This is a genomic window from Blautia marasmi (assembly GCF_900258535.1).
In the GTDB taxonomy this organism is placed as follows: domain Bacteria; phylum Bacillota; class Clostridia; order Lachnospirales; family Lachnospiraceae; genus Blautia; species Blautia hominis.
The window spans coordinates 705,094-719,329 of the sequence record NZ_OIWX01000001.1 but is presented as its reverse complement, the minus strand read 5'-3'; the positions used below and the strand labels follow the sequence as shown (position 1 = coordinate 719,329).

Sequence of the window (14,236 nt, the reverse complement as noted above, 5' to 3'; positions counted from 1 at the left end):
AGAGGATAAGGCTGCGTGTCAGTTTGGGTAGCGTTCGCCTCTGGCAGATGTGTGGAAAAGTTTTTTATAGGCCCTGGAAAAGGAGGAATAATTTTTAAAGCCGCACTGGTAGCAGGCGTCTGTGACGGACATGCCGTTTTGGATCAGCGCCCTGGCCCGCAGCAGGCGCTTGGTGGAAATATAGCTGGCAACACTGTATCCCGTCTCCTGTTTGAACAAGTGCATAAGATAATAACGGCTCATATAGAACCGGGATGCCAGCAGGTCGATGGAAATATCCTCCGCCAGATGTTCGCCGATATAGTCAAGCACGGGAAGGATCTTGGAATTGCAGCGGCTGTTTTCTATATAAGTACCTGTGTAGGCATCCATGGAAAAGCGGTTCAGAAGAATGAGAAATTCCAGGAAAAGGGCTTTCTGATACAGCGCAGCGGCAAAGGCCCCCTCCCCAAAGGATTTTTCCAGCTCCTGCAGGACCTGATACAGGCGGCTCTGGCCAAACAGCTCAATGCGCAGTACATTGGAACGGCTTTTTTGGGCCTGTACAAAGCAATGGTTCAGGGAATCCTCCCCATCCCGGCAGGAATCTATGAATGCAGGAGAAATGTAGAGGATCACCCGCTCGTAGGTGGAACGGCTGTTGATGACCGGCTTGTGGATCTCGCCGGCATTTACCAGGACAATATCATAGGGTTTTAAATCAAAGGATTTTCCTTCAATGTGGTAAGTCACATCCCCCCGGATGAAAACCAGAAGTTTGTAAAAATCATGATAATGATAGGAAAAGCTGTGCTCCTCCCCGTCTGTAATATGAAAGAGGCGGAAATCGTCTTTCAGATAACCGGTTTTACTGTAAGAATCCAATGTTGTTCCCTCCTGTGGGACCGTTATAGTTTCAGCATATTTTGCAATGTTTTTAACACGATGCTTATATTATAACATAAAAGTGTCTGATAAACTAGATAGAGATAAAGAAGCGGAGAGAAGTACCTGGCACAACAGCGGTCTGTGAACCGTAAACTAAAACATGGATAGCATATGATGGGATGCGCCGGAATTGGAAAGCGCATCATAACAGGAAAGGAAAGAGAGCAGTGAAATTTGAAAAATATCACGGAATAGGAAATGATTATCTGGTATATGACTGTCAGAAGAATACAGGGGAACTGGACGGAGAAATGATCCGGAAAGTCTGTGACAGGAATTTCGGAGTAGGCTCAGACGGCATCCTGGCCGGTCCTTATATAGAAGACGGAGAATTTGCTGTACGTGTTTTTAATCCGGACGGAAGCGAAGCGAAAAGAGCGGGAAACGGCATCCGTATATTTGCCAAGTATTTAAAGGACGCAGGGTACACACTCAGCGAACGGCTGAATATCAGGACAAAAGGCGGAAAAGTGCAGGTGCGTTTTCTCAATGCGGACGGAACGAGGATCCAGGCGGATATGGGGAAGCTGTCCTTTTCCAGCAAAGAAGCAGGACTTGTGGGGGAGCCACGGGAAGCGTTGGGAGAGAAGATGGTATTCGGACCAAGTTCATATGACTGTTCCTGTGTTTCCATGGGAAATACACACTGTGTGATCCCCATGGCGGAGATCTCCAGGGAAAAGGTCTGTAAAATAGGTGCCTTTTCAGAGCGCTCCGATTATTTTGAGGACCGGGTCAATACACAGATCATGAAAGTCCTTGATAAAAATAACATTCAGATAGAGATATTCGAGCGGGGTGTGGGATATACCCTGGCTTCCGGCACCAGCAGCTGTGCCGCAGCGGGAGTGGCTTTCCGTCTGGGTTTGGCTGATTCGGATGTGATGGTGCACATGCCCGGCGGTAAGCTCTGGATCCAGATTGACGAGGACTGGCGGGTAAAGATGACCGGCAGTGTACAGAGTGTGTGCCGGATTGAAATGACAGAGGATTTCCTGCGGTTCGAGCCGTAGGGGGAAAGGCTTTAAAAGGCTTCCGCGGCAGTGAGCAGGCTGTGCGGGAGCCTTTTTATGCGGCAGAGAAGAGTATGGAGGGTGCAGTTCTGTAAAACTGCCGGTTTTTCTTCTGCTTTGGTCATTTTTTGTTGGCTGGGTTTACAAAAAACCTGGCATTTGATACAAAAACCCGAAACAAAAGTTGCTAAAATGATTGAAAATGCAAAAAAACGAATCGATTATGAGTAAAATAACCGTGGATATGATGGTATAATTGATGAAAACCGAGGGATAAAAGCCGAGGTGATTAGGCCGATTGACAATAGGAATCGGAGAAAAATCCTGGACAAGGGGGAATTTCTTATAAGAAAAGTCTGAGAGAGTCTGTAATGACCGAGGTTGTACGTTTTTCTTCAACAAGCCCTTAAAAATTTGACGAAGCCCAAGAAGCTATGATAAGCTAAAGAATAAGGTATTAGTTTAGGATGGAAACGAGGGCTTACAAATGAAGAAGAGAGAAAAAGAATATGTAGAATTCCGGTATTATGAGATTCCGCAGCGTGTGCCTCTGATCGCACTTATGGGGGAGCGCTGGGTAACGAGGTATGGAAGTGATCCTATGCATTTCCATAACTATATGGAGATAGGCTACTGCTGTTATGGCGAGGGTGTTATGCACCTGGGAAAAGAGGACGTCAAATATGGGGAGGGAACTGTTACGGTCATCCCCAAAAATTTTCCCCATCACACAACGGGAAGGGACGAAGTCTTTGACAGCTGGGAGTATCTTTTTATAGACACGGAGCGTTTTTTAAAGACCGTATACGCGGAAAAACCTGTGTATGCAAATACGGTGCTGGAGCGGCTTCACAGCCGTATGTTTCTGACCAGCAGGGAAGAGGCACCGGAAATCGAGGCGCTTGTCCGTGTCATTCTGAATGAAATGCGGAACAGGGAAGAGTTTTATCTGGAGAGCGTGCAGGGATGCCTGCTCACACTGCTTCTCAAGATTGCCAGAATGAATCCGGTGGACAGTATGCCGGAGGCCAAGATCATAGATGACGGAAGTCTGAACAGTATTTTGGCAGTTCTGGACTACATAGAAAAGCATTATCAGGAAGAGATCAAGGTAGGACAGCTGGCACAGATATGCCATATGAGCGAGACACATTTCAGGAGGGTGTTCACAGAATTTATGAATACGTCTCCGGCAGAATATGTGAATCTGGTACGGATTGAACGGGCCTGTGAATTTCTTGCGAAATCAGACGAGCGTCTGGAGGACATTGCCGTTAAGGTTGGTTTCCAGGCATCAGCCACATTCATCCGTAACTTCAAGAAGATTGTGGGGACTGCTCCGCATCAGTGGAGGAGCACGGCAAGGGGAAAAGAAGACAACCCTTCCAACTATAATGTATCGGTGTTAAAAGGCTGGTAAGGCCCCCGGAAACGGGTAAATAAACAGGAAAACAGAAAATGGTTACTGTTCACTGCTGGCTAACTCGGGATTTTGCTACGCAAAACACCTCGCGGGACAGTGGACTGTGGGCAGTAATAAAAAATGTACAAATTAGACAAATGAAATATTGACATATGCGACGAGATGATGTAATATACATATATGCTGGACCGTGAAAAAACGGAAATGTGGTCATATTACACAAACAATCTGTCGAATAATAGGACCGTATGTACATTCATGAGTTTAAGGCTTAATAATTAAAGGGAGGTATTTGTGTTATGAGAAAAAAAATTGTTGCAGCTATGCTGGCTTCTATGATGGTTGTTTCACTTGCAGCCTGCGGAGGCGACAGCGGAAGCGGAACCACAGACGGCGGTGATACAAAAAAAGAAGAAACCACCGGAACAGATGACACTAAGAAAGATGATGCGGCAGGTGACGCTGTAGCAGCTACAGATGATGACAATACATTAACTGTATGGTGCTGGGACCCGAACTTCAACATCTATGCCATCAACAAAGCTGCTGAGATCTACGCAAAAGACCATGACGGATTTAATGTAAAAGTTACTGAGATCCAGTCAGATGATATTGAGACAAAACTGACAACAGCTATGTCAGCAGGCGATTTAAGTACCTTACCTGACATCTTCCTGATGCAGGATAACTCTTTCCAGAAATATGCTACCAACTACCCGGATATTTTCGTTGACCTTACGGACAAGGGTATTGACTTTACAGAGTTCTCAGAAGCTAAAGTAGCTTACTCTACCTTAGACGGCAAGAACTACGGTGTTCCGTTTGATAACGGTGCTGCCATCGGCGCTTACAGAACTGACCTTCTGGAGCAGGCCGGATATACAGTAGCTGACTTCACAGATATCACATGGGATGATTTTATGGAGAAAGCTAAAGTTGTCAAAGAAAAAACAGGACAGCCTCTGCTGACACAGCAGGCAGGTTCTACTGATATCATCATGATGATGATCCAGTCTGTGGGAGCTTCCTGCTTCACAGAAGACGGAAAAGCAAATATTGTTGACAATGAAGCTGTTAAAAAAGCAGTAGAGATTTATTCTCAGATGGTAAAAGACGGCACATTAGTAGAAGTAACAGACTGGGATCAGTATGTAGCTTCTATCAACAACGGAACTGTTGCAGGCGTTATCAATGGATGCTGGATCATGGCTACCATTACAGCACAGGAAGATCAGTCCGGAAAATGGGCTATCACAAACCTGCCTAAGATGGAAGGTGTTGGCGATGCAAGCAACTACTCCAACAACGGCGGTTCCTCATGGGCAGTTACATCCAACTGTAAAAAACCAGACCTGGCTGTAGATTTCCTGAAATCCACATTCGGCGGAAGCACAGAATTCTATGATGACCTGATCTCCAAAGGCGCTCTGGCAACATGGGCACCGGCTGGTGAATCTGATGTTTACAATCAGGAAGTTCCGTTCTTCGGAAATGACAAAGTTTATGCTAAGATCGTAGATTTTGCTACCAAGACACCTTCTAACGTTACCGGACCGTTCTACTATGACGCGCGTGATGCTATCGGTGTTGCACTTTCCCAGATCACACAGCAGGGTACAGATATCGGAACCGCACTTCAGGAAGCACAGGATACTGTAGACTTCACAATGGGCGGCTGATAAATAACAGACCCTGATTGGTTTTGATTTCTTAGAAATGAAAGGTCTGCTGCTGCTTATCAAAGGCGGCGGCGGACCTTTTTAATCGGATGCGGCAGTACGGGAAGCGCATCTGCTTACAACTAAATTCTAAAAAGGAGGGTGCATATTTATGAGTGGTCCTAATAAAAAAGGGATGTCTCTGGAAAAGAAACATAATGTGACCGGCTGGATATTCCTGATCCCGGCTACAGCATTGATTTGCTGGATGAGTTTTTATCCTATGATCAAAGCTTTCGTTATGTCTCTGCAGACAGGTATCGGTATTAATTTAACCTTCGGAGGAGCTGCGAACTACCTTCGTATTCTGAAAGACCCTACATTTAAACAGTGTCTGTTCAACACATTTTTCTATCTGATCATTCAGGTGCCGGTTATGCTGGTACTTGCATTGGCACTGGCTTCCATGCTGAACAACAAGCATCTGCGGTTCAAAGGATTGTTCCGTACAGCGATTTTCCTTCCCTGTGCAACGTCCCTTGTATCCTATGCTATGATCTTCCGTTCCATGTTTGCCAACGATGGCTTTATCAATACCGTTTTAAGAGGAATGGGAGCAGACCCCATCATGTGGTTTGCCAATGCATGGACAGCCAGAGCGGTTATCATCATCGCGCTGATCTGGAGATGGACAGGATACAATATGGTGTTCTATCTGTCAGGCCTGCAGAACATTGAGTACTCTGTTTATGAGGCTGCTAAGATTGACGGCGCTTCACCGATCCAGTCTTTCTTCAAGATTACAGTACCGCTTTTAAAACCAACGATTCTTCTGACAACCATCATGTCCACAAACGGAACCCTGCAGTTGTTTGATGAGTCCCTGAACCTGACAAACGGCGGACCGGGTAAATCAACCATGACTCTGTCCCACTACATATACAATACATCCTTTGTACAGAGCCCGAATTTCGGCTATGCGGCTGCAATGTCTATCATTGTACTGATCATGGTTGCAATTCTGGCAGTTATCCAGATGAAAGTAGGTGATGAGCGATGAATAAAGGCCAAAAAATATTTCAGTATGTATTCCTGACAATCGTTTCACTGTTCTCTGTATTTCCGTTGTACTACATGTTCTGCGGAGCAACAAACAAAAGTACAGATGTAGTTGCGGGCAAGCTGATCCCCGGCGGATATATAGTATCCAATTTCAAGGCCCTGCTGGCGAACCAGGATTTGGCAAGAGCTATGTGGAACTCCTTCAGAAATGCGGTTATTCTCACCGCTCTGGCCCTTCTGGTATGTTCTATTGCAGGATACGGTTTTGAGATCTATCATGACAAAGGCAAGGATGTTGTAATGACACTCCTTCTGACAGCTATGATGATTCCTTTCGCAGCTATCATGATCCCTTTGTTCAAGATGTTTTCCACTTTAAAAATGGTCAACAGTATGGCAGCATTCATGCTTCCTACCATCTCGACCCCGTTTTTGATCATGTTGTTCAGGCAAAGTGCCCGTTCGTTCCCGCATGATATTATTGAGGCAGCCCGCCTTGATGGTTTGAGCGAAACCGGAATCTTTTTCCGTATGTTCTTCCCGACCATGCGTTCCACGTATGCGGCAGCCATGACCATCACTTTCATGAATGCATGGAATAACTACCTGTGGCCAAAGGTAATCTTACAGACAGACGATTCCATTACCATGCCTATGCTGGTAGCCAACCTGTTGGGCGGCTATACCGTTGATTACGGTATGCTGATGCTGGGTGTTCTGATCTGTACATTGCCTACCGCAATTGTATTCTTCTGTCTGCAGAAGAGCTTTGCAGAAGGTATCACAGGTGCTGTTAAATAAAAAAGAGGCAGTAGCCGGTGCAGCCGGGCTGTTGAAAATAGGGTGACTGTTGATGATCTTCACAGTTACAAAATATGTACTATACAGGCGGATATTTTATTAACATGAGATATCCGCCTGATTTTTAATCATACGGCAGGTGAAAGGCGTACATCTATCTGCCGTCCATAAACAGGAGGTAAACATGAAAACATTTCAGTACGAGAAAGTGAAAGACCCCACCTGGTTCCGGGAAAACAGGGTTAATGCCCATTCGAACCACAGATATTATGGTTCCATGGAGGAAATGGAGCAGAAGCAGGACAATTTCAGGTACAGCCTGAACGGTCTGTGGAAATTCCACTATGCCAATAATTACCGCAGCACGGTTCCAGGGTTTGCGTCCATGGATTACTGCTGCAGGTCCTGGGATGACATCCGCGTGCCGGCCCATATCCAGATGGAGGGATATGACTGCCCCCAGTATGCCAATGTGCAGTATCCCTGGGAGGGCTGGGAGGAGTTGGAACCCGGGGAGATCCCAACACGGTTTAACCCTGTGGCAAGTTATGTGAAATATTTTGAAGTGCCGGAAAATATGAAAGGCAAACGTGTTTTCATCTCTTTCCAGGGTGCGGAGAGCGGCATTGCAGTCTGGCTGAACGGCAGTTATGTAGGATACAGTGAAGACACCTTTACCCCATCCGAATTTGAACTGACCCCCTATCTCAGGGAAGGGGAAAATAAACTGGCGGCCCAGGTTTTCAAATTTACCAGCAGCAGTTGGTGCGAGGACCAGGATTTCTTCCGTTTTTCCGGTATCTACAGGGATGTATATCTGTATGCCATACCGGAGGTGCATGTGGAGGATATGAGGATCCGTACACTGCTGGATGATACATTCACAAAGGCAGATTTAGAGATCGTGTTGAAATCTACGGCGGAAGGGAAAGCGAAGATCACCCTCTCCAAGGACGATCAGACATGGATGACAGAGGAATGTGCGCTGGGCGGCGAGACAGAACTGGTGATGAAAGTGGAAAACCCGGAACTTTGGAGCGCAGAAGAGCCGGTGCTTTATGACCTGCTTTTCCAGATCATGGACAAAGAAGGAAACGTAACAGAGGTGATTCCCTACAGAGTAGGTTTCCGAAGATTTGAGATGAAAGACAATATCATGATGCTGAACGGTAAAAGAGTGGTGTTCAAAGGGGTGAACCGCCATGAATTCAGCTCAGTAAGCGGCCGCCATGTATCAAGGGAAGAGCTGATAAAGGATATTGTGACCATGAAGAGGAACAATATCAATGCCGTCCGCACCTGCCATTACCCGGACGGCTCAGATATCTATGATCTATGTGACGAATACGGACTTTACATGATCGCGGAGAACAATCTGGAGTCCCACGGCTCCTGGGATTCCCAGGCAGAGAAAAAGGCGCCTGACCTCAATAAGGTAGTGCCCTGTGACCATCCCGAATGGCTGGACATGATGCTGGACCGTGTAAATTCCATGTATCAGAGGGACAAAAACCATCCGGCAATTCTTATCTGGTCCTGCGGCAACGAATCCTTCGGCGGAAAAGATATCTATGAGATGTCAGAGTTCTACCGCAGGGAGGATCCCACAAGGCTGGTACACTATGAAGGTGTGTTCTGGGACCGCAGATATAACGGGTCCAGCGATATGGAAAGCCAGATGTATCCTTCTGTGGAAAGTATCAAGGCCTTCCTGGAGAAAGACAGGAGCAAACCTTTTATCTGCTGTGAATATACCCATGCCATGGGCAATTCCTGCGGTGCTATGCATAAATACACGGATCTGACGGATACGGAACCTTTATATCAGGGCGGATTTATCTGGGATTACATTGACCAGTCCATTTATAAAAAAGACCGTTACGGAAAAGAGTTTTTGGCTTATGGCGGAGACTTTGATGACCGTCCCTGTGATTATAACTTCAGCGGCAACGGTATTGCCTACGGCGGAGACCGGGAACCTTCACCAAAGATGCAGGAAGTAAAATTCAATTACCAGAATATCACGGCAGTGGTGGAGAAGGACAAGGTGCGGGTGATCAACAAAAATCTGTTTGTGAATACAGACAGCTTTGACTGCGTCGTATCGGTGGAAAAGAATGGGCACCTGATAACAGAATCCTGTCTGGAAACACACACGGCGCCTCTTTTTGAGGATGTGTATGAACTGCCGGTCCGTGTTCAGACTTTGCCGGGAGAGTATGCGGTCACGGTTTCCTTCCGCCTGAAAGAGGATACCCTGTGGGCAAAGAGAGGACACGAGGTTGCCTTCGGACAAGGGGTGTATCAGACAGAGGGACCTGCTGTATCGCATAAAGGAAAGATGGAGATCGTAAAGAGTGTACATAATATTGGGATCCATGGCGATGGTTTCCGTGTTCTCTTCTCCTATCTGAACGGCGGACTTGTTTCATATGTGTACGGCGGTGTGGAAATGATCAAGGCCATCCCAAAACCAAACTTCTGGAGAGCGCCTACAGATAATGACTGCGGCAATCTGATGCCCATGCGCTACGGGCAGTGGAAACTGGCAAGCATGTATTTGAACCACAAAGATCCTCAGGGTGGATACCGCATACCGAAACTGGAAGTTTTGGATGACTGCGCGGTGATTACTTACACCTATTTTATGCCGTCCCTTCCTTCTGCGGAGTGCAGCCTTACTTATAAGGTGTTTGGTGACGGGACCATTGAGACCACACTTACTTATGATCCGGTGAAGGAACTGGGTGATATGCCGGAATTTGGTGTCATGTTCAAATTTGATGCGGATCATGACCATGTGACATGGTACGGCATGGGACCGGAGGAGACCTATGTTGACCGCTGCCAGGGCGCGAAGCTCGGTATTTACAGTAACAAAGTGGCGGACAATATGGCAGAGTATCTGGTTCCCCAGGAATGCGGTAATAAGGTAGGTGTCCGCTGGGCCAGTGTTACAGACAGAAAAGGCAGGGGAATGCTGTTTACGGGAAATAAAATGGAATTCTCCGCGCTTCCGTATACACCTCATGAGATTGAGAATGCCATGCATTCTTTTGAGCTTCCCAATGTGCACTACACCGTTGTCAGAGTGTCTGCAAAACAGATGGGAATAGCAGGGGATGACAGCTGGGGTTCCAAGACCCATCCGGAATATCTTCTGAACACAGAAGGAAAAATGGAATTCACATTCAGCTTTAAAGGGATATAAGAATACAAAACAGTTTAAAACAGGGCCGGTCTTCTAAAGTCCGGCCCCTTGGAGGACAGATATGGGTAAAGACGTAAATTTCGGTAAAATGATCCACGGGGGAGACTACAATCCGGAACAGTGGCTGGATTCCCCGGACATCCTTAGGAAGGATATAGAGTATTTTAAAAAGGCCAAGATCAATGAAGTTTCTCTGGGGATCTTCTCCTGGGCAGTTCTGGAACCACGTGAAGGGGAATACAACTTCGGATGGATGGAAGAGATGATCGACCGTCTGTATGAAAACGGCATTTCCACGATCCTGGCAACTCCGTCCGGTGCCCGTCCAAAATGGATGAGCGACAAATATCCGGAAGTTCTTCGGGTGGAGGCTGACAGGCACAGAAATCTGTTCGGCGGCAGACATAACCACTGCTATACATCTCCAGTATACAGGGAAAAGGTGCGGCAGATGAATATGGCGCTGTCTGAAAAATTCGGAAAGCATCCCGGTGTTATCGGATGGCATCTTTCAAATGAGTACGGCGGCGAGTGTCACTGCCCCCTCTGTCAGGAAGAATTCCGCAGGTGGCTGAAGGAGAAATACGGCACCATTGATGCGCTGAATAAAGCCTGGGCCACAACTTTCTGGAGCCATATCTACAATGATTTTTCCCAGGTGGAAAGCCCGTCTCCCAGAGGAGAGTCAGGCCTACACGGATTAAATCTGGACTGGAAGCGTTTTGTCACGGACAGGACCGTGGATTTTGTGCGGCATGAGGCACAGGCAGTGAAGGATGGCGGCTCAGACCTTCCGGTGATGATCAACATGATGTACAACTTCGGAGGTTTAAATTACCATAAATTCCAAGACGTGGTGGATATTGTCACATGGGATAACTATCCCACATGGCACAAAGGACCGGAGTCCCATACGGCTATGGATACAGGAATGCAGCATGATATCATGAGGAGTATCCTGAAAAAACCCTTCCTTCTCATGGAGTCATGTCCGTCAGCCACAAACTGGCAGAGTGTAAGCAAGCTGAAAAAGCCGGGTATGCTGCGGGCAGCTTCCCTCCAGGCCGTCGCACACGGTTCGGACAGTGTGCAGTATTTCCAGCTCCGCCAGAGCCGAGGCTCCAGCGAGAAATTCCACGGTGCTGTCATTGACCATTACGGCGGGGATGACACCAGAGTATTCGGTGAAGTGACAGAAGTGGGAGTGGCTTTGGATGCCCTGCGTGAGATGGCGGGAAGCCGTACCAATTCACAGGCAGCGGTTATCTATGACTGGGAAAACCGCTGGGCTATGGAGGACGCAGCCGGTCCGAGAAATAAAAACTTGTATTATAAAGAGGCGGTGGAGAAGTCTTACTATGCCTTCCGCAAGCAGGGGCTTGATGTGGATGTCATTGACATGGAGCAGGAGTTGGACGGCTACAAGATCGTAGCAGCCCCAATGCTGTATATGTTCAGAGCCGGATTTGAGGAGAAGGCACAGAACTTTGTGAAGGCAGGCGGAAAGCTGATCCTCACATACTGGTCAGGTATTGTGGATGATACAGACCTCTGTTTCCTGGGTGGTACGCCTCACGGTCTGATGGATGTGTGCGGTCTGCGCAGCACGGAGATAGACGGACTGTATGACGGGGAGACCAACTGCGGCGTTCCGGTGGAAGGAAATGCGCTGAACATGACAAAGACATATACATGTGAGCATCTCTGTGACCTGGTAAGGACAAACGGGGCGGAAGTTCTCATGACCTACGGAAAAGATTTTTATGCCAAAATGCCGGCCCTGACCTGTAATACTTACGGCGAAGGAAAAGCGTATTATGTGTGTGCGGATTTTGAGCAGGGCTTTTACGACGAGTTATACAGAAAGCTGGTAAAAGAGGCCGGGATCAAACGGTACATCCATCACATTCCCACCGGAATTGAAGTGACATCCAGGGAGACAGAGGATGCGTATTACCTGATCGTACAGAATTTCAATCCGGGAAGTACAGAGGTGCGCCTGCCCAAGGGACCGTTTGCGGTTTGGTATGGGGAATATGACGGTACGGTAAAAGGTTTTGATATGGTGGTCCTTAAAAAAAGTAAATAGACATAGAAAGTCTGGAATGTTATAATAAAAAACAGTTAAAAAGCTGCCAGTAAATGAATATGAGAGTACGGAAAAAGCGGACAAAGAGGTCATATTGACACTTTGCCCGCTTTTTTAAAGACAAGAAGGAAAACAATAGGAACAGATATAAGGAGCTCTATTTTGCAATGACGAATCTTTTTGCTAGGGATATCTATCTGCCATCGCCGCGGAAATTATCGGATACCTGGGCCGAAGAGACTTTGCAGGATTTGGAGGATTTTATAGAAGAGCAGGGGGGGGTATATCCGGCAGCAGCAGAAAAAGGAATTTGCAGGTACACATTGACTTTTCATTCTGAGGCTGTATAATTTTTTAAGTACATACCGACGGATCTTAAAGCACAGAGACAGAAGGAGGAGCTATGAAGTATCTGAGACAATTCTGTATTATTTTACTGTTATCATTTTTAGGAGAAGGGCTGCATATCATCCTGCCGCTTCCCGTGCCTGCCAGTGTTTACGGCCTGGTCCTGATGCTGGCTGCGCTTCAGACAGGTATCTTAAAAACACATCAGGTGAGGGAAACGGCGGGATTTTTGATTGAGATCATGCCTGTGATGTTCATACCTGCCGCGGCAGGACTGCTGAACGCATGGGGAGTGCTGAAGCCTGTATTCGTTCCGGTTGCGGTTATCACTGCCGTTACCACAGTTTTTGTCATGGCGGTCACAGGGCTTGTGACCCAGGGGATCATACGGAAGGGGAGAAAGAAAAATGAAAGCATTGCTGAGTGACTCTGTTTTCTGGGGAGCAGTTTTAAGTCTTTTGGGATATGAGGTGGGGCTGCTTCTGAAACGGAAATTTAAGATGGCAGTTTTTAATCCGCTGCTGATAGGTGTGATCTGTGTGATTGGCGTGCTGGCAGTGGGGCATATTGATTACGACAGTTACTATGAGGGCGGCAAATATATCAGCTACCTGTTGACTCCGGCCACAGTCTGTCTGGCCGTGCCCCTGTATGAACAGATGGGACTTTTAAGGAAGAATCTGAAAGCAGTGGCAGCAGGGCTTATATCCGGTGTGCTTGCCAGCCTTGTCAGTGTCTTTCTGCTGGCAAAGCTTTTCGGACTGGATCATGCCCAGTATGTGACACTGCTTCCAAAGTCCATCACAACAGCCATCGGCATGGGGGTATCTGAAGAGCTGGGCGGAATTGTCACAATTACGGTGGCGGTTATCATTATTACCGGAATTTTGGGCAACATGATAGGGGAAGTGGTATTTAAGATCTTTCGTATCCAGGAGCCTGTGGCAAAAGGTCTGTCCCTGGGAGCATCTTCCCATGCCATCGGAACGGCCAAGGCCATGGAACTCGGTCCGGTGGAAGGGGCCATGAGCAGTCTGGCTATTGCGGTAGCGGGTCTTTTGACTGTGATTGGTGCCTCAGTATTTGCAGGATTTATGTAGCAGAAGGGAGCGGTAGAGATGGAAAAGGGGATTATCACCATTGGAAGGCAGTACGGAAGCCAGGGAAAGGCAATAGGAAAAAAGCTTGCCGAGAAGCTTGGCTGCACCTTTTATGATAAAGAAGAACTTATCAAGATCGCCAGAGGAAGAGATTACGAAGAAGTGAGGGCGTTTTATGAGGAACAGCCTGTGGACAGCCTGCTGTACGCCATTGCCATGAACAATGCGGAGAGGGAAATGGAAAAGATCCCCTTTGCACGTATCCGGGAATTGTGCGGTGTGGGCCCCTGTGTGCTCATTGGCCGGTGCGGCAGTGAAATCTTTAGGGGAGACCGGAATGCTGTGAGTATTTTCATTCATGGGGATATGGAAAAAAGAATTCAGTATGTGATGGAGACAGAAGGCCTGTCCAGGAACAGTGCCAGAAAGAAGATCAGCCGGACCGATGAGGCCAGGACATCCTTTCACAGATATTATACGCACAGGGAATGGGGGAGAGCCGAAGACTATGAATTATGCCTGGACAGCAGCATTCTGGGGGCAGACAGATGTGTTGAGGCCATACTTGGATATCTTAAGATCCGGGAATTGATCTAAACAGGCA

Annotated in this window: 12 protein-coding genes; 11 read left to right on the top strand and 1 reads right to left on the bottom strand. The window is 47.3% G+C overall.

The features are described 5' to 3' along the window. Positions 1-18: 18 nt before the first annotated feature. Positions 19-864, bottom strand: a complete 846-nt coding sequence (locus C6P39_RS03055) for an AraC family transcriptional regulator (RefSeq protein WP_104802778.1) — start codon at positions 862-864, stop codon at positions 19-21. Positions 865-1,094: 230 nt separating this feature from the next. Between C6P39_RS03055 and dapF the strand changes: the two genes are divergently transcribed. The 11 genes from dapF to C6P39_RS03000 all read left to right on the top strand — a co-directional run bounded on the left by dapF (position 1,095) and on the right by C6P39_RS03000 (position 14,229). Beyond that, on the top strand, positions 1,095-1,940 hold the full coding sequence (dapF, locus tag C6P39_RS03050; RefSeq protein ID WP_242986886.1) for a diaminopimelate epimerase: 846 nt from the start codon (positions 1,095-1,097) through the stop codon (positions 1,938-1,940). Positions 1,941-1,997: 57 nt separating this feature from the next. Beyond that, complete coding sequence (locus C6P39_RS27375) at positions 1,998-2,171, top strand: hypothetical protein (RefSeq protein ID WP_156087467.1); 174 nt, start codon at positions 1,998-2,000, stop codon at positions 2,169-2,171. Between the two features lie 256 nt (positions 2,172-2,427). After that, complete coding sequence (locus C6P39_RS03045) at positions 2,428-3,360, top strand: AraC family transcriptional regulator (RefSeq protein ID WP_095173396.1); 933 nt, start codon at positions 2,428-2,430, stop codon at positions 3,358-3,360. A gap of 302 nt (positions 3,361-3,662) precedes the next feature. Then, positions 3,663-5,042, top strand: a complete 1,380-nt coding sequence (locus C6P39_RS03040) for an ABC transporter substrate-binding protein (RefSeq protein ID WP_104802776.1) — start codon at positions 3,663-3,665, stop codon at positions 5,040-5,042. A 151-nt stretch (positions 5,043-5,193) separates the two neighbouring features. Next, complete coding sequence (locus C6P39_RS03035; RefSeq protein ID WP_095173398.1) at positions 5,194-6,081, top strand: carbohydrate ABC transporter permease; 888 nt, start codon at positions 5,194-5,196, stop codon at positions 6,079-6,081. Next, positions 6,078-6,884: a carbohydrate ABC transporter permease gene (locus C6P39_RS03030; protein ID WP_095173399.1), complete on the top strand. Its 807-nt coding sequence runs from the start codon at positions 6,078-6,080 to the stop codon at positions 6,882-6,884. The genes C6P39_RS03035 and C6P39_RS03030 overlap by 4 nt, the downstream gene beginning before the upstream one ends. A gap of 184 nt (positions 6,885-7,068) precedes the next feature. After that, the gene (locus C6P39_RS03025) at positions 7,069-10,095 is read left to right on the top strand and encodes a glycoside hydrolase family 2 TIM barrel-domain containing protein (RefSeq protein WP_104802775.1); all 3,027 of its coding nucleotides are present in this window, start codon (positions 7,069-7,071) and stop codon (positions 10,093-10,095) included. A 61-nt stretch (positions 10,096-10,156) separates the two neighbouring features. Next, positions 10,157-12,184 carry a beta-galactosidase gene (locus C6P39_RS03020; RefSeq protein WP_104802774.1) on the top strand — a complete coding sequence of 676 codons (2,028 nt, stop codon included), beginning with the start codon at positions 10,157-10,159 and terminating at the stop codon, positions 12,182-12,184. A 403-nt stretch (positions 12,185-12,587) separates the two neighbouring features. After that, entirely contained in the window at positions 12,588-12,959 is a 372-nt protein-coding gene (locus C6P39_RS03010) for a CidA/LrgA family protein (RefSeq protein ID WP_095173402.1), read from the top strand. Next, positions 12,940-13,632 carry an LrgB family protein gene (locus tag C6P39_RS03005; RefSeq protein WP_095173403.1) on the top strand — a complete coding sequence of 231 codons (693 nt, stop codon included), beginning with the start codon at positions 12,940-12,942 and terminating at the stop codon, positions 13,630-13,632. Before C6P39_RS03010 ends, C6P39_RS03005 begins: the two co-directional genes overlap by 20 nt. An 18-nt stretch (positions 13,633-13,650) precedes the next feature. Next, positions 13,651-14,229 carry a cytidylate kinase-like family protein gene (locus tag C6P39_RS03000; protein ID WP_104802773.1) on the top strand — a complete coding sequence of 193 codons (579 nt, stop codon included), beginning with the start codon at positions 13,651-13,653 and terminating at the stop codon, positions 14,227-14,229. Positions 14,230-14,236 lie beyond the last annotated feature (7 nt).